We start from the raw sequence: 15,799 nt of genomic DNA, 5'->3' as shown, positions 1-15,799 counted from the left end.
ATAAGCGTGGCCATGGCCAATTTTCATGACGAGCGTCTTCAAATCGAATTAATGTATCTTTTGATACTGGAATGGAAGTTAGCGAGCGATTGCTTGGACAACCCTCAAGATTCGCCCAATGCCCTACGATATTGAATCGCTTCAGCGACATGGCTTGTGGCAATATTTACCGCTCCGCCCAGATCGGCAATCGTGCGCGCAACTTTGAGCGCGCGATGGTAGCCGCGCGCAGACCAGTTCAGACGAGTCATGGCGCTACGCAGCAGTTTTTCACCCGCGCTGTCGGGTTTGCAATATTCATCGATCTCATCCGCGGACAAGGCGTTGTTTTGCTTGCCTTGGCGCGTCAGCTGCAGCGCGCAGACCTGTTCGACGCGCGTTGCGATCATGGCGGATGGTTCGCCTTTGGCAGCATTCAGCAGTTGTTCATGCGGCAATGCCGGCACCTGGATCTGCATGTCGATGCGGTCGAGCAGGGGGCCTGAGATCTTGTTTTGATAACGCAGGATATTGTCGGGCGTGCAGCGGCATTGTTTTACGGGATGTCCCAGGTAACCGCAAGGGCAGGGGTTCATGGCCGCGATCAGCTGGAATTGCGCCGGAAAATCGGCTTGTCGCGCTGCGCGTGAGATAGTGATACGGCCGGATTCCAGCGGTTCACGCAATACTTCCAGTACACGACGGTCGAATTGAGGTAGTTCATCCAAGAACAATACCCCGCGATGCGCCAGCGAAATTTCGCCGGGACGCGGCGGACTGCCACCACCAACCAATGCAACGGCGGATGCGGTGTGATGCGGCGAACGGTAGGGCCGCACTTTCCATGCCGCACTGGAAAAGCCGCTGGTCAGGGACTGCACCGCCGCCGACTCCAAGGCGTCGCGATCGCTCATGGGCGGCAAAATCCCGGGGAAACGCGCCGCCAGCATGGATTTTCCTGTGCCTGGCGGGCCCATCAGCAGGACACTATGATTGCCGGCTGCAGCTACTTCCAGTGCGCGCTTGGCTTGCAACTGGCCTTTGACGTCGCTGAAATCCAGGTAGCGCGGGGACCTCGGCTGCGGTTCTGCATTGTGGCGTGACAGCCTTGTTTCTGGTTGTCTGGAGGAGAAGTGGGCGCATACTTGTAATAAGCTGTCGGCTGGCAAGATGCGGGCATCCGTGACCAGCGCGGCTTCGTCGGCATTAGCGCGCGGCAGGATGAAGGCGCGGCTTTTGACTGCAGCCGGATTGCCGCCTTGGGCAGTCATGGCGAAGGTCATCGCCAGCGCGCCGCGTATCGGTCTCAGCTCGCCGGACAGCGACAGTTCGCCGGCAAATTCATAGTCATCGAGTTCGTCGGCCGGCATTTGTCCGGAGGCGGCCAGGATGCCGAGCGCTATCGGCAAATCGAAGCGGCCCGACTCTTTGGGCAAGTCTGCCGGAGCGAGATTGACGGTGATGCGACGCGAGGGAAATTCAAAACGGGCATTTTGCAGCGCTGCGCGGACCCGGTCCTTGGATTCCTTGACCTCGGTTTCGGGCAGGCCGACGATGGTGAAACTTGGCAGGCCGTTGGCCAGGTGGACTTCAACCGTGACCTCGGGCGCTTGCATGCCTGCCAGCGCCCGGCTTTTCAATACTGCCAGCGTCACTGGCGCGGCATCATGGCTGTTTCAGATGTGCTTCAAGCTCGGCCACACGTGCTTCGAGTGCTTCGAGTTTGGCGCGGGTGCCGGCCAGCACCTGGGCTTGCACGTCGAATTCTTCACGTGTGACCAGATCCAGTTTGGCAAAACCCTGGCTCATCATGGCCTTGACGTTCTTCTCGATATCCTTGGCAGGTGAATTTTCGATGGCCTGGTTGATCTTGGCTTGGATGTCGTCGAAAAAATTGGGTTTGTTCATGGCGGCCCTCTATCTCTGTAAATAAGAAAAATGATAACCGATACGCGCAAACCCCACATCGAAATTGTGGCCGGGCGCTGCAGTTTAAGCCTTTACTGTCATAACGGAAGCGCCGGGCATTTCAAGAAAGCGCAGTACGAATTTCATGCAGCGATTTCTTTTGACGTCCATCCGCATCGAAATTATCTGCTTGCAGCCAAGCCTCGAAAATCGCCCGTTGCAATGGCCACTCGCTATCCAGCATCGAGAACCAGGCGGTATCGCGGTTTTTTCCTTTGAATACACGGTGCTGCCGGAACAGGCCTTCAGCTGTAAAACCGAAGCGCAGTGCCGCCAGTTGCGAACGCTGGTTGAGCGAATTGCATTTCCATTCAAGGCGGCGATAGCCAAGCACTTCAAAGGCGTGCCGCGCCAGCAGGTAAATCGCTTCGGTTGCCTGGCGGCTGCGCTGCATGCGGCCGCTGAACCAGATATGGCCGATTTCGATGGAGCCGTGCTCGGGGGTGATGGCGAGGTAGCTGAGGACGCCGGTGGCCAGTCCGCTTTGCTGGTCGACCACGGTATAGAAGAAAGGATCGCTGCTGACAGCGCAGTTCTTCAGCCACGCGCTGAAGTCGCGCTGATCCTGGAACGGGCCGACCGCGAGAAAGTCCCATTGGCTGGCATCAGCGTCGGCCGCGTGTTCGACCTGGTACAGGGCCGCGGCATCGCGCTCGGCATCCAGCGGCAACAGCCGGATGCTGCCGCCTTGCAAAGGAGTGCGCCGGGGCAGCGCGGCTGGTTGCCAGTCTGGCAGGGGCTTACCGGTTTCAGTGGATTGCTGTGACATGGCTGAACTTTATCTGAAGAGGTGGAGTGATTGGAACGGGCGACGACATTTTTAGGCAAGTTGCTTGCGGTATTGGACGAAACCGGCACGTTGAGCGATGCGGTCATACAGTTGTATTGCGGTGCTGTTGGTCTCACGCGTGAGCCAATGGACGCGCGTGCTGCCGGCGGCTTTGGCTTCGGCGTAGACATGCTCGATCAGTTGCCGGCCGAGGCCTGTGCCGCGCTGCTCTGGAGCGACATACAAGTCTTGCAGATAGCAGGAATGCTCCACTGTCCAGCACGAGCGATGGAAAATCCAATGCACCACACCGACTGCCTTGCCGTCCGCCATGGCCAATGCGCCGAACATCGGTTCCTTGGGATCCAGCAGGCGCTGCCAGGTGATCAGACGCGTGGTTTGCGGCACTTCTGCCTCGTAGTATCCAAGATAACCCAGCCATTGCGGTTGCCAGAGAGCGAAGTCCTGTTCGTTGAGCGGCTTGATGTAAGTATGCGGGCGCCGTGCCGGTTCTGAAGCCAAGATAATCTCCTATGTGGAAGTACAGCCAGGTAACGATTTGTAGCCGTCGTGGATACAAAACAGCACTTATCGTAGCGCCATAAGTTGGTATCATCAAAGATCCAATATTGCCTATATTTATAGGTCCAATCGGATCTGGGTACGCAAGTTGGCAAAGATAATGATAGTATTAAAAAAAAGACAACTATCGAGAGACGACATGACCTATAGGAAATTATTGATTTTGTGTGCAGCGTTCTGTTTTTCCGGGGCGGCACTGGCGGACGCGCCGCAAGCGGCCGAGCATGATGCGGTTTTCAAGGATTTCCATTTCGCCTCCGGCGAGACTTTGCCGGAACTGCGCATCCACTACCGCACCTTCGGCACGCCGCAGCGCGACGCCAACGGCAAAGTCAATAACGCCGTGTTGATCCTGCATGGCACCGGCGGCTCCGGCGCGCAATTCATCCGGCCTGAATTTTCCGGCGAACTGTTTGGTGCGGGCCAACTGCTCGATGCCTCGCACTATTTCCTGATACTGCCGGATGGCATCGGCCACGGCAATTCCAGCAAGCCCAGCGATGGCTTGCGCACCAAATTTCCGCATTATGGCTACCGCGACATGGTCGAGGCGCAGTACAAGCTGCTGACGGAAACCCTGGGAGTGAACCACTTGCGCCTGGTGATGGGCACGTCGATGGGTGGCATGCAGACCTGGATGTGGGGCGAGCAGCATCCGGAGTTCATGGATGCCTTGATGCCGCTGGCCAGCGTGCCGACCCAGATTTCCGGCCGCAACCGCGTCTGGCGCCGCATCATGATCGACGCCATCCGCAACGATCCGCAGTGGCAGGGCGGTAACTACACCGTGCAGCCGCCGAGTTTGCGCACCGCCGAACAGATGCTGTTTTTCATGTCCAGCAATGCCTTGCTGCGGCAACAGCAGATGCCGGATCTGGCGCAAGCCGATGCGGCGCTGGACGCCGCCGTGGCTATCTCGATGAAAACCGCCGACGCCAACGACACTTTGTATTTCATGGATGCTTCGCGCGATTACGATCCCGGACCGTTGCTGGACAAGATCCGGGCCCCGCTGATCGCCGTCAATTCCGCTGACGATCTGATCAATCCCCCGGAAATCGGCATTCTGGAACGCGATGTCAAACGCGTGCCGGGCGCGCGCATGGTGATGGTCAAGCAAAGCGAAGCCACGCGCGGCCACGGCACCCATACGGTGGCGGCAGTCTGGAAGCCCTGGCTGCGGCAATTGCTGACATCGACGCAGCGCGATTAAGCGTGATGCCGGTGCCGCCTGCGCTGTCGATGCATCTGGATCCCGCCGGGATTGTGCTGGAGGGCGGCAAGGGCCTGGCCAAGCAGCTTTGCCTGGCCTTGCGCCAGCGCATCCTGGCGACGCCGGATACCTATCGCATCAAGCTGCCCACCTCGCGCAACTTGGCGCTGGCGCTGAACCTATCGCGCAATACCGTAGTGCGCGCTTACGAGCAACTGTATGCAGAAGGCTATATCAGCAGCAGGGTCGGCGACGGCACTTATGCCGGCGGCCTGGCGACCGCAGCCACTCCTGATCTTGCCGCAACAGCCGCAGCCGAGCCGGCAACGCAGCAGTCATCCATGCAGCAACGTCTTAGCGGATATGGCGTGCGCCAGCGTCGCTTTGACGGTCCGGCGCGCGCGTTCCGCCTTGGCGTTCCGGCCTACGATCTGTTCCCCAGCGCCATCTGGGCGCGCCTGCAAGGTAATTTCTGGCGTCACGCGCCGTTGGCGCAAATGGGCTATGGCGAGGCTGCCGGCAATCTCCGCCTGCGAGAGTTGATCGCAGCCTATTTGCGCCAGGCGCGGGGACTGGTCTGCGAGCCGTCGCAAATCATGATTACCGCTGGCGCCCAGCATGGCATCGCCATGTGCGCACAGCTATTGCTCGATGTCGGCGACAAGGTGGCGATAGAAAATCCCTGTTATCCATCGGCTGCTGCGGCATTGACGGTGGCCGGCGCCCAGCTAGTGGGCATCGCGTTGGACCATGATGGCATGGATACCGGGCAACTGGCGCAACACACTGACTGCCGCATGGCGTATGTCACGCCATCGCACCAGTATCCGGTCGGGGTCACGCTGTCGCTGGCGCGCCGGCTCGAATTGCTGGCCTGGGCCGAGCGCCACGACAGCTGGATTATCGAAGACGACTATGACGGCGAATACCGCTATGACGGCACGCCGCTGGCGCCGTTGGCGGCGCTTGATCACAGCGCCCGCGTGCTTTACGTCGGCACCTTTTCAAAGATCGCCTTTCCCGGCCTGCGCCTCGGTTACCTGGTCTTACCGCCCAAGCTGGTGCCGGCGCTCAGCGCGCTGCGCGCCATGGGCGATCGCCATCCACCAGCCGCAGATCAGGCGGTGATGGCCGAATTCATCGCCGCCGGCCATTTCCAGCGTCATATCCGCCGCATGCGGCGCGCCAGCCGTTCACGGCGCGATGCCTTGATGGCGACCTGGATGCCGCTGTTCGGCGCGCGGCTGCCGCTGCCCAAGGTGGCGGCCGGCTTGCATCTGAGCCTGCCATTGGCCAGCCCGCAGCAAGAGACGGAGCTGGTGGCCAAGGCCATCGCCGCCGGCGTTGAAATCAATCCGTTGAGCCGGTTTTGCCTCCCTGGCCAACCGGTAAGCCCGCAACACCGCGCCGGTCTGGCGCTGGGTTTTGCCGGCGTAGATGAGGTCGCAATTCGCAAGGCATTGCTATTGCTGCAACAAGCCTGGGCGTGATTTGTAGCGAACTACAAGCTGTCATGTAGTCGATGGAAATTAAATTCGCACCAAAATAATGCATTGTCAGATATCTGTTTCGTTTTGGTGCGTTGCACTGCGCAATATTTCTATGCAAGAACGTCTCGAAATTAACAGTCACTAAAAAACGGCAATTAAATCGCCCCATAAGTGGTATCGGCCGGGGAAAAGGAAGCGCCGCACCAGTTGGCATGGGTTCTGCTATGGAAAGCCTGAAGAGTAATGATTTATCGGTTTTTCATTCAACATACCAACAGGGACTTTCATGAAAAAGCTGATTTTAGCCGCAGCAATAGCAGCAAGCGTCACAGCAAGTCTTACCGCAGGTCTCGCGCATGCCGAGGATGCCAAGCCGGACAATGAAGTCAGTTACAACATTGGCGCAGTCAACGACTACCGCTTCCGCGGCATTTCGCAAACGCGTTTCGATCCGGCAGTACAGGGCGGCGCCGACTACACCAATAATCCGACCGGGCTGTATGCCGGCACCTGGCTCTCCAACATCAAATGGATCAAAGATGCGGTCGACAGCGCGAATACCGGCACTGGCGGCAAGGGACCTGTCGAATGGGATATCTACGGCGGCAAGCGAGGCGATCTGCCCGGCGGCTTTACCTATGACGTCGGCGGCCTTTATTACTACTACCCGACGAACAACTACAGCCAGATCGGCCGCAACGCCAATACTTTCGAACTGTACGGTCAGCTCGGCTACGGCCCGGCTTACTTCAAATATTCGCATGCGATGACCAACCTGTTCGGCACCATCGACAGCAAGAACAGCGCTTATTACGATGCCGGCGCCAATTTTGATGTCGGCGCCGGCATCACGCTGGGGCTGCATCTTGGCCATCAGACAGTGGAACACACCAGCTTTGCCAGCTACACCGACTGGAAGGTCGGCGTCACCAAGACCTTCGACCAGCTCGCCGGCATCACGCTGGGCCTGGCTTATGTCGGCACGGATGCCAAGGACGGTGCTTATGTCAGCCCGAGCGGCAAGAACCTGGGACGCAACGGCGTGGTGTTTTCTGTAGCGAAGACTTTCTAACGACATCAAACAGCAATGGCGGCAGGCGTTTCGCCTGTCCGTCCAACAAAACAACGAGGCCGACATGAAACTGATTACAGCGATCATCAAACCATTTAAGCTCGACGAGGTGCGCGAAGCGCTTTCGGCGATTGGCGTGCAAGGTATCACCGTGACTGAAGTCAAAGGCTTTGGTCGCCAAAAGGGTCACACCGAACTGTACCGCGGTGCGGAATACGTGGTCGACTTTTTGCCGAAGACAAAAATCGAAGCTGCAGTGGACGACAGCATTCTGGAACAAGCGGTAGAAGCGATTGAAACCGCCGCCCGTACCGGTAAGATCGGCGACGGCAAGATTTTTGTATTTGATCTGCAGGAAGTTATTCGTATTCGTACCGGTGAAACCGGCAAAGACGCAATCTAAGGGGATAAAAATATGAACAGAATATTTGCAACGATTTTGGCGTCTTGTGCGCTGATCGCGGCGACTTCCATGCTGCCGGCATCGGCGGCGGACGAGGCCTCCGCTACGGCGGTGCCGGCTGCGGCAAGTGTGACGTCGGCCAGCGTAGCGGCTCCTGCCGCACCGGCGGCAGTTGTCGCAGCGCCCGCTCCGGCCACGACCGCTGCAGCGGCGCCTGCCGCAGCGGCACCGGCAGCACCTGTGCCCAACAAGGGCGACACCGCCTGGTTGCTGGTTTGTACCGCGTTCGTGATCCTGATGACGTTGCCTGGCCTGGGTTTGTTCTACGGCGGCCTTGTGCGCAGCAAAAACATGCTGTCGGTGCTGATGCAATGTTTCACCGTGTTCTCGCTGATCATCGTGCTGTGGATACTCTACGGTTACAGCCTCGCGTTCACAGAGGGTAATTCGTTCTTCGGGGGCTTCAGCCGCCTGTTCTTGCACGGCATGACGCCTGATTCAGTGGCCGCCACCTTCAGCAAGGGTGTGGTTGTGCCTGAGTTTGCGTATGTGGTGTTCCAGGGCGCGTTTGCTGCGATTACCTGTGCCCTGATCATCGGCGCGTTTGCCGAACGCGCCAAGTTCTCGGCGATCCTGGTATTCACCGTGCTGTGGTTCACTTTCGCTTACCTGCCGATGGCGCATATGGTCTGGTACTGGCCTGGTCCGGATGGATTTATCGATGCAGCTTCGTCAGAAAAACTGACCGCGACCGGTGGCTGGCTTTTCCAAAAAGGCGCGCTGGATTTCGCCGGCGGCACCGTGGTGCATATCAACGCCGCTATCGCCGGCCTGGTTGGTTCCTATGTCATCGGCAAGCGTGTCGGTTTCGGCAAGGAAGCATTCAAGCCGCATAGCCTGACATTGACTATGGTTGGCGCCTCGCTGCTGTGGTTCGGCTGGTTTGGTTTCAATGCCGGTTCCGCTCTGGAAGCCAACGGCAGCGCTGCGCTGGCCTTTATCAACACACTGCTGGCTACCGCCGCTGCGGTGCTGAGCTGGAGTGCCGGTGAATGGATCGGCAAGGGCAAACCTTCCATGCTGGGCGGTGCTTCCGGTGCTGTCGCAGGCCTGGTGGCGATCACCCCTGCAGCTGGTTTTGTCGGCCCGATGGGCGCCTTGGTCATGGGTCTGCTGGCCGGCTTTGTCTGCCTTTGGGGTGTCACCGGCCTGAAGCGTTTGCTGGGTGCGGACGATGCGCTGGACGTGTTCGGCGTGCATGGCGTCGGCGGTATCATGGGAGCGTTGCTGACGGGCGTGTTTGCAGCGCCTAGCCTCGGCGGCACAGGTATTTATGACTATGTAACCAATGCGGTTTTGCCAGACTATTCGATTCCAGGTCAGCTGTGGATTCAGTTCGAAGGCGTGATGACCACCTTGGTCTGGTCCGGCGTGGTATCGCTGATTGCATTCAAGCTGGTCGACATCGTCATGGGCTTGCGCGTGACCGAAGAAGAAGAGCGCGAAGGCCTGGATATCTCCAGCCATGGCGAATCTGCATATCACGACTAAGCCCGATTAAACCTGGCTTGAGCCCGCCGGATAGCAGGAAGCACGGCTATCCGGCGGCTTGATCGACGTTTTACGTAATCCCGGGTCGATAGCCATCACCTGGGATTTTTTGTTTTCGGTTTTCCCCATTTTCATGCAGCCGTTTCTGGAGATTTATCGTGGATCCGACCATCACCCCGCAACGCTTGACTACCTGTACGGTGGAAGACGTCAGGGCCGACCAGTTCGAGCAGGTGGTGGGCCCGCTCACCGAGATCCTGATGGCCTGTGTGGCGCAGGGCGCCAGCATCGGCTTCCTGGAAACGCCGGCTGCGGAAGATGCATTTTCCTTCTGGTACGGCGTCAGCGGTTCATTGGTAAGCGGCGGCCGACGCCTGTTGGTCGCGCGTTTTGCCGGGCAAGTCGTCGGTACAGTCCAGATCGTGCTGGCGACGCCGGCCAATGGCCATCATCGTGCCGAGATCTCCAAGCTGCTGGTGCACCCTGATGTCAGGCGCAAAGGCGTGGCGCGCATACTGATGCAACGCGCCGAGGCGATCGCCCGCGCCGATGGACGCTCGCTGCTGATTCTTGATACCCGCACCGGCGACGCTGCCGAGTCTTTGTATCATTCCATCGGCTTTGAACGGGCAGGGATCATTCCTGATTACGCGCGCTCGACGACGGGCAAGCTGAGCGACACCAGTTTCATGTACAAGCAAATTTAGGAGTCTGTCGGACTTAGGATGACCGGCCTATGCGCGCCGTTGATTTAGCGTCGAGCCGGCGGCCACAATTGGGCCGTATGCACCAAGGCTAGGATCCATACGCTTTCAGCCGCAATCTCATACAACAAACGATAGCTCTCGTGCGGGATCAATTCGCGGGTCCCTGGAATGCTCCCGGCCTTTCCCGAAAACGGAAATTGCGCCAAGTTAAGGGCAGTCGCACTGAACAGTTCGTCCATTCTTATCTTCGCCTGGATATCCTGTTCCGCGATGTAGTCCAGAATATCGCTGCGGTCTTGCTCTGCTTCAGAAGCCCAGTGGACAATCACACTTTGGTCTCACCCGGCTTACCCAGCAGCTTGGCCCGGCGTTGGGCAAATTTTGCTTCGACCTTGTCATTGGACTGACTGTGCCCGGTCTGCACATCGTTTCGGGCAGCCTCGACCTTCCGCAGCAAGAAGGCGTCGTAGTCCCTGGCTTCGGTCTGGCGCTGCACGAACTCGCGCATCAACTCACGCACGATCTGTGACGCCGGCCGGTGCGCTGCTTCTGCTTCGGCCATGAATTTGTCACGTAGCTCGGATTCCATTTTCATGGTGAAAACCGCCTCTTTAGTCATATAAAATCCATACAAAGTACTGAGAAGGTGTATACCTTATCATTACTTTGGCTACAGGCACGCCCGGAAAAATACTGTTTCCTTGCACAAGGCGCGGTGCAGATAAAATGACATACAAATATAAAATTGCATATAAGGCAATTCTCGTTATATAAAAGCACAGCGTAATGAGAAGGTATTTCATAGCGCTTTTTGTTATGTCCGGGGCTTTAAAAATCCGCCAACGACCCGATGTAAAGTGGGCTGATTGGTCTTGCCTGTCAGCCATGGCGCCGTTTACGCAACATCGCGGCGAGTGACCGGCGAAATAATGCATTTCCCGTTAGAATCGGCGTCTCTCGCTTGTCGCGGAAGTCCTGAAATACGCTTCTTTGGCTGGCAGCAACGCATCTCACGCTACATAGTTCCCAAAAGAAAGTTTTATATGGTTCCGCACCTTGTCACGGCCCTGAATGGCCCATTGCTCGATCTAGAAAAGAAAATTCTCGCAGCTACCCCGGCTATCGAGCGCTGGTTCCGGATGGAATGGCAAGAGCACACGCCGCCGTTCTATTGCTCGGTTGACCTGCGCAATTCGGGTTTCAAGCTGGCTCCCGTGGACACCAACCTGTTTCCCGGCGGCTTCAGCAATCTGTCCCCTGAAATGTTGCCGCTGGCGATACAGGCAGCGATGGCGGCCATCGAAAAATACTGTCCGGACGCAAAGAATTTGCTGCTGCTGCCGGAGCTGAACACGCGCAACACCTTCTATCTGCAAAATGTGGCGCGGCTGATGCAGGTTTTCCGCCAGACGGGTTTGCATGTACGGCTCGGTTCGCTTGACGAAAGCATGAAGGAGCCGCAAACGATTGAACTGCCGGACGGCAGCACCATCACGCTGGAGCCGCTCGAGCGTTCCGCCAATGGCCGCCGCCTCGGGCTGAAGAATTTCGATCCTTGCACGATTTTATTGAACAACGATTTGTCGTCCGGCACGCCGTCCATCCTGGAAAACCTCAATGAACAGAATGTCTTACCGCCGCTGCATGCCGGCTGGACCGTGCGCCGCAAGAGCCATCATTTCACCGCCTACGATGAAGTCGTCAAGAAATTCGCCAAGCTGGTCGATGTCGACCCGTGGATGCTGAATCCGTTTTTCGCCAAGGTCGACCAGGTTGATTTCCAGGCCACCGACGGCGACGACAAACTGGCGGCGAGCGTCAGTTCGCTGCTGGCGAAAATCCGCAAGAAATACAAGGAATACGGGATCACCGAAAAGCCGTTCGTGATCGTCAAGGCCGATGCCGGTACCGACGGCATGGGCGTGATGAGCGTGACCGACGTCAACCAGATCAAGGAACTGAGCCGCAAGCAACGCGAAAAACTGTCTCTCGGCAAGGACGGCGGCGAGATTCACGACCTGATCATCCAGGAAGGCGTGCATACTTTCGAGCATATCAACGATGCGGTAGCGGAGCCGGTGGTGTACATGATCGACCGCTACGTGGTCGGCGGTTTCTACCGGGTACACGCCGAGCGCGGCATCAATGAAAACCTGAATGCGCCGGGCGCCCATTTCGTGCCTCTGGCATTTGCGCAGCAGCACGCGTTGCCGGATATGTTGGCCAAGCCTGGTACGACCGCGCCGAACCGTTTCTATATGTATGGCGTGGTGGCGCGTCTCGGCTTGCTGGCGGCGTCGCTGGAAATGGAAAAGACCGATCCGAATCCGGAAGAATATTAATTTTGCTACTACGGGATAAAAAATGAAAATCGCTTTCCTTGCCGATCCGCTTAACACTTTCAAGACGTATAAGGATTCGACTTACGCCATGATGGTCGAAGCCGTCAAACGCGGCCATACGCTGTATGCGTTCGAGCAAAAAGACATGGCGCTGGAAAGCGGAATCGTGACCGCCAATGTCGTCAAGGTGACTTTGACCGGCGACGACAAGGACTGGTACCGCGCCAGTGCGCCGGCGGCCATGTTCTTGTCCGAGTTCGATGCGATCCTGTTGCGCAAGGATCCGCCTTTCGACATGGAGTACATCTACACCACGTATTTGCTGGAACTGGCGGAAACCCAAGGCGCGCGCGTATTCAACAAGCCGCAGGCGATCCGCGATCACAACGAGAAACTGGCGATAGCGCAATTCGCAAAATACACCTCGCCGACCTTGGTGACGCGTGATGCCGCACGCCTGCGCGCCTTCCATGAAGAACATCAGGACGTGATTCTGAAGCCGCTAGACGGCATGGGCGGCGCCGGGATTTTCCGGGTGCGCCAGGATGGCTTGAACCTCGGTTCCATCATTGAAACCCTGACCGATAACGGCAACCGCACCATCATGATCCAGCGCTTCATCCCTGAGATCGTGGCCGGCGACAAACGGGTGCTGGTGATTGGCGGTAAAGTGGTGCCGTTTTCTCTGGCGCGGATTCCGCAGGGCAGCGAAGTGCGCGGCAATCTGGCGGCCGGCGGCATCGGCGTGGCCCAGCCGCTGACAGCGCGCGACCGCGAAATCGGCGAAGCACTTGGTCCGGTGTTGTCACAGCGTGGCTTGTTACTGGTAGGATTAGATGTGATCGGCGATTATTTGACCGAGGTGAATGTCACCAGCCCAACTTGCTTTCAGGAAATTAAGCAGCAAGCGGGTTTTGACGTTGCGGCAATGTTCATTGATGCGTTGGAAGCAGCGTTGTCTTAAGGAAATTTTTCTATCGTGACCGGCTTCTGGCCGGACACGATGCGTATTGTTGTAAAACCGTTGTAAACCGGGAACCATCCGCTCTGCGGATTTGAGTGAAACTATGATTGGCATTCTTCTTTTAACCCACGCCCCCTTGGGCCAGGCATTCATCGCAGCCGCCTCTCACGTGTTTCGCCATACGCCGGAACGGCTTGAAGCGATTGACGTTATCGCTGACCAGAATCCAGCGGAAGTGCAAAAACTGGCCAAGCAGGCTGCGGCGCGTCTTGACGACGGCTCCGGCGTGCTGGTAATTACCGACGTCATGGGCGGCACGCCATCCAATTGCACGCTGCCATTCTGCAGCGGCGCCCAGACCCAGGTAATTGCCGGCATCAGCTTGCCGATGTTGCTGCGCGCGCTGACTTATCGCAACGATACGCTGGACGTGGTGACCGAAATGGCGCTGGCCGGCGGCCAGGGTGGCGCAGTCAGGGTCGATAACCGGGTTCGCGTATCGCATTGACAACAAATAACAAACATCAGGCAGATCAAATTCAAGCGCAGTTATAGCTGATGGTTAAGATAGTTAACATTATTAAAAGACAAAATGATTCAACAAGAAATCGAAATTATCAACAAGCTTGGACTGCATGCCCGTGCATCAGCCAAATTCACTCAACTGGCCAGCAAGTTCAAATGTGAAGTCTGGATGACCCGTAACAAACGCCGCGTCAACGCCAAGTCGATCATGGGCGTGATGATGCTGGCGGCCGGCAAGGGAAGCACGATCTTGCTGGAAGCTGACGGCGAGGATGAAAAAGCCTGCTTCGATGCCTTAAACCAGTTAATTCAGGATAAGTTTGGCGAAGGGGAGTAACACTTCCCTGCAAGCTGACCCGGTTCCGCATTTACAGTTAAATATCTTTTTTCAGCGGTGACCAGATGGCATCCTTTACCCTACATGGCATTCCGGTTTCGCGTGGCATCGCGATCGGCCGCGCGCACTTGCTGGCGCCGGCCGCCATGGACGTCAAACATTATCTGATCGGCGAAACCGAAATCGAAGCCGAGGTGCAGCGCCTGCAGAATGCGGTCACCACCGTGCGCAGCGAACTGCAAACCATCCGCAACGATCTGCCGAAAGAGTCACCGCCCGAACTGGGTGCTTTTGTCGATGTCCACTTGCTGATCCTGTCCGATCCGATGCTGGCCGAGATGTCGCTCGATATCGTCCGCAACCGCCAGTACAATGCCGAATGGGCGCTGGTGACCCAGATCGACGAGCTGTCGACCCAGTTCGATGAAATCGAAGATCCCTATCTGCGCGAACGCAAAATGGACGTGCTGCAGGTCGGCGAGCGTTTGCTGAAAATCTTGACCGGCACCTCCACCCGCTTGCCGGAAGTCGATAGCGACGGCGCTTCATTCGCCAACATCGTGGTGGTCGCCTACGACATCTCGCCGGCCGACATGCTGCAGTTCCGCGACCGCGCCTTCGCCGGCTTCGTCACCGATCTCGGCGGTCAGAACTCGCATACCGCGATCGTCGCCCGCAGCCTCGATATTCCAGCCGCAGTCGGCATGAACAATGCCTCGCGCCTGATCAAGCAGGACGACTGGATCATCATCGACGGCGACGCCGGCGTGGTGATCGTCGATCCGGCCACCGTCATACTCAAGCAATACCGTGAGCGCCAGGCGCATCTGCTGCGCTCACGCCGGAAACTCGGCAAGATCAAGAAAACCCGCGCAGTGACGCTGGATGGCACGGAAATCACCTTGCTAGCGAATATCGAGTTGCCCAGCGACTGTGCGGCTGCGATGGAATCCGGCGCCAACGGCGTAGGACTGTTCCGCTCGGAATTCCTGTTCATGGGCCGTATCGGCAGCCAGCATGAACTGCCGACCGAGGACGAGCAGTTTGAATCCTATCGGCAAGCAGTGGTGGCGATGAAAGGCCGGCCGGTGACGATTCGCACGCTGGATGTCGGCGCCGACAAGCCGCTCAACAACGACGAACAGACTGCGCTCAATCCGGCGCTGGGTTTGCGGGCGATTCGCTACTGCCTGGCTGAACCGCAACTGTTCCTGACCCAATTGCGGGCGATTTTGCGCGCTTCCGCCTTTGGCCAGGTCAAATTGCTGATTCCGATGCTGGCGCACGCCTTTGAAATCGACCAGACCCTGGCCATGATCGAACAGGCCAAGCAGCAACTGCGCGACGCCGGCGTCAAGTTTGACGAAGCGATCAAGATCGGCGCCATGATCGAGATCCCGGCCGCGGCCTTGGCCTTGCCGATGTTCATCAAACGCATGGATTTTTTGTCAATCGGCACCAACGACCTGATCCAGTACACGCTGGCGATCGATCGCGTCGATCACGAAGTGGCGCATCTGTACAATCCGCTGCATCCGGCCGTCCTGTTTTTGTTGTCAACCGTGATAGCGCTTGGCCGCAAGGCCGGGATTCCAGTCTCGGTCTGCGGCGAAATGGCCGGCGACGTCAAATTCACGCGCCTGTTGCTAGGCATGGGTTTGCTGGAGTTTTCCATGCATCCGGCGCAATTACTGGCGGTGAAGCAGGAAGTCTTGAATAGCGACCTTGATGGCCTGATGCCGCAAACCAAGAAAATCCTGCGCAACACGGAACCGAGTGCAATTGCCACGGCAGTCAGCCAGATGCGCATGATGGCTTGATGGTTTAAGGGAGTGACAACAACATCATCATAGTTTGACGCCAGGCCCCGCTTTGGTTATTCTTGTCCTATCGCGCC

Annotated in this window: 17 protein-coding genes; 11 read left to right on the top strand and 6 right to left on the bottom strand. The window is 57.7% G+C overall.

Annotated elements, in window-relative coordinates; all coding sequences use genetic code 11:
- Positions 1–104: 104 nt before the first annotated feature.
- The 4 genes from ABI171_RS03940 to ABI171_RS03925 form a co-directional block, all read right to left on the bottom strand.
- On the bottom strand, positions 105–1,634 hold the full coding sequence (locus ABI171_RS03940; protein WP_348091300.1) for a YifB family Mg chelatase-like AAA ATPase: 1,530 nt from the start codon (positions 1,632–1,634) through the stop codon (positions 105–107).
- 10 nt (positions 1,635–1,644) lie between these two features.
- Positions 1,645–1,887: an accessory factor UbiK family protein gene (locus tag ABI171_RS03935; protein WP_348091299.1), complete on the bottom strand. Its 243-nt coding sequence runs from the start codon at positions 1,885–1,887 to the stop codon at positions 1,645–1,647.
- Between the two features lie 121 nt (positions 1,888–2,008).
- Positions 2,009–2,716 (bottom strand): GNAT family protein, encoded by a 708-nt coding sequence (locus ABI171_RS03930; RefSeq protein ID WP_348091298.1) that lies wholly within the window; start codon positions 2,714–2,716, stop codon positions 2,009–2,011.
- A gap of 51 nt (positions 2,717–2,767) precedes the next feature.
- The gene (locus ABI171_RS03925) at positions 2,768–3,238 is read right to left on the bottom strand and encodes a GNAT family N-acetyltransferase (protein ID WP_348091297.1); all 471 of its coding nucleotides are present in this window, start codon (positions 3,236–3,238) and stop codon (positions 2,768–2,770) included.
- Between the two features lie 199 nt (positions 3,239–3,437).
- On the opposite strand from ABI171_RS03925, the gene ABI171_RS03920 reads away from it, so the two are divergent.
- From ABI171_RS03920 to ABI171_RS03895, 6 genes are all read left to right on the top strand, one after another.
- A complete protein-coding gene (locus ABI171_RS03920; RefSeq protein WP_348091296.1) occupies positions 3,438–4,511 on the top strand; it encodes an alpha/beta fold hydrolase in 1,074 nt (357 codons plus the stop codon).
- 29 nt (positions 4,512–4,540) lie between these two features.
- Positions 4,541–6,001 (top strand): PLP-dependent aminotransferase family protein, encoded by a 1,461-nt coding sequence (locus ABI171_RS03915; protein ID WP_348091295.1) that lies wholly within the window; start codon positions 4,541–4,543, stop codon positions 5,999–6,001.
- Positions 6,002–6,287: 286 nt separating this feature from the next.
- A complete protein-coding gene (locus ABI171_RS03910) occupies positions 6,288–7,073 on the top strand; it encodes a TorF family putative porin (protein WP_348091294.1) in 786 nt (261 codons plus the stop codon).
- Between the two features lie 64 nt (positions 7,074–7,137).
- Positions 7,138–7,476 carry a P-II family nitrogen regulator gene (locus ABI171_RS03905; protein ID WP_038493850.1) on the top strand — a complete coding sequence of 113 codons (339 nt, stop codon included), beginning with the start codon at positions 7,138–7,140 and terminating at the stop codon, positions 7,474–7,476.
- A gap of 69 nt (positions 7,477–7,545) precedes the next feature.
- Positions 7,546–9,027, top strand: a complete 1,482-nt coding sequence (amt, locus tag ABI171_RS03900; protein WP_348091487.1) for an ammonium transporter — start codon at positions 7,546–7,548, stop codon at positions 9,025–9,027.
- Positions 9,028–9,185: 158 nt separating this feature from the next.
- Entirely contained in the window at positions 9,186–9,734 is a 549-nt protein-coding gene (locus ABI171_RS03895) for a GNAT family N-acetyltransferase (RefSeq protein WP_348091293.1), read from the top strand.
- Between the two features lie 44 nt (positions 9,735–9,778).
- Here ABI171_RS03895 and ABI171_RS03890 read toward each other — a convergent pair whose 3' ends face one another.
- Together ABI171_RS03890 and ABI171_RS03885 are read right to left on the bottom strand one after the other, a co-directional pair.
- Positions 9,779–10,063: a type II toxin-antitoxin system RelE/ParE family toxin gene (locus ABI171_RS03890; RefSeq protein ID WP_348091292.1), complete on the bottom strand. Its 285-nt coding sequence runs from the start codon at positions 10,061–10,063 to the stop codon at positions 9,779–9,781.
- Positions 10,060–10,353, bottom strand: coding sequence for an antitoxin of toxin-antitoxin stability system (locus ABI171_RS03885; RefSeq protein ID WP_348091291.1), 294 nt, complete (start codon positions 10,351–10,353; stop codon positions 10,060–10,062). Before ABI171_RS03885 ends, ABI171_RS03890 begins: the two co-directional genes overlap by 4 nt.
- Positions 10,354–10,777: 424 nt before the next feature.
- Here ABI171_RS03885 and gshA point away from each other — a divergent pair, with 424 nt between their 5' ends.
- The 5 genes from gshA (at position 10,778) to ptsP (ending at position 15,722) form a co-directional block, all read left to right on the top strand.
- Entirely contained in the window at positions 10,778–12,076 is a 1,299-nt protein-coding gene (gshA, locus tag ABI171_RS03880; RefSeq protein WP_348091290.1) for a glutamate--cysteine ligase, read from the top strand.
- A 22-nt stretch (positions 12,077–12,098) separates the two neighbouring features.
- Complete coding sequence (gene gshB, locus ABI171_RS03875) at positions 12,099–13,040, top strand: glutathione synthase (protein WP_348091289.1); 942 nt, start codon at positions 12,099–12,101, stop codon at positions 13,038–13,040.
- A 103-nt stretch (positions 13,041–13,143) separates the two neighbouring features.
- Positions 13,144–13,548 (top strand): PTS fructose transporter subunit IIA, encoded by a 405-nt coding sequence (locus tag ABI171_RS03870; RefSeq protein WP_038493840.1) that lies wholly within the window; start codon positions 13,144–13,146, stop codon positions 13,546–13,548.
- Positions 13,549–13,632: 84 nt separating this feature from the next.
- Positions 13,633–13,902: an HPr family phosphocarrier protein gene (locus tag ABI171_RS03865; RefSeq protein ID WP_061945059.1), complete on the top strand. Its 270-nt coding sequence runs from the start codon at positions 13,633–13,635 to the stop codon at positions 13,900–13,902.
- 65 nt (positions 13,903–13,967) lie between these two features.
- Entirely contained in the window at positions 13,968–15,722 is a 1,755-nt protein-coding gene (gene ptsP / locus ABI171_RS03860; RefSeq protein WP_348091288.1) for a phosphoenolpyruvate--protein phosphotransferase, read from the top strand.
- Positions 15,723–15,799 lie beyond the last annotated feature (77 nt).

Origin of the sequence: Collimonas sp. (assembly GCF_039923675.1) — a bacterium.
In the GTDB taxonomy this organism is placed as follows: Bacteria; Pseudomonadota; Gammaproteobacteria; order Burkholderiales; family Burkholderiaceae_D; genus Collimonas.
This window is presented reverse-complemented; position numbering and strand designations above follow the sequence as displayed.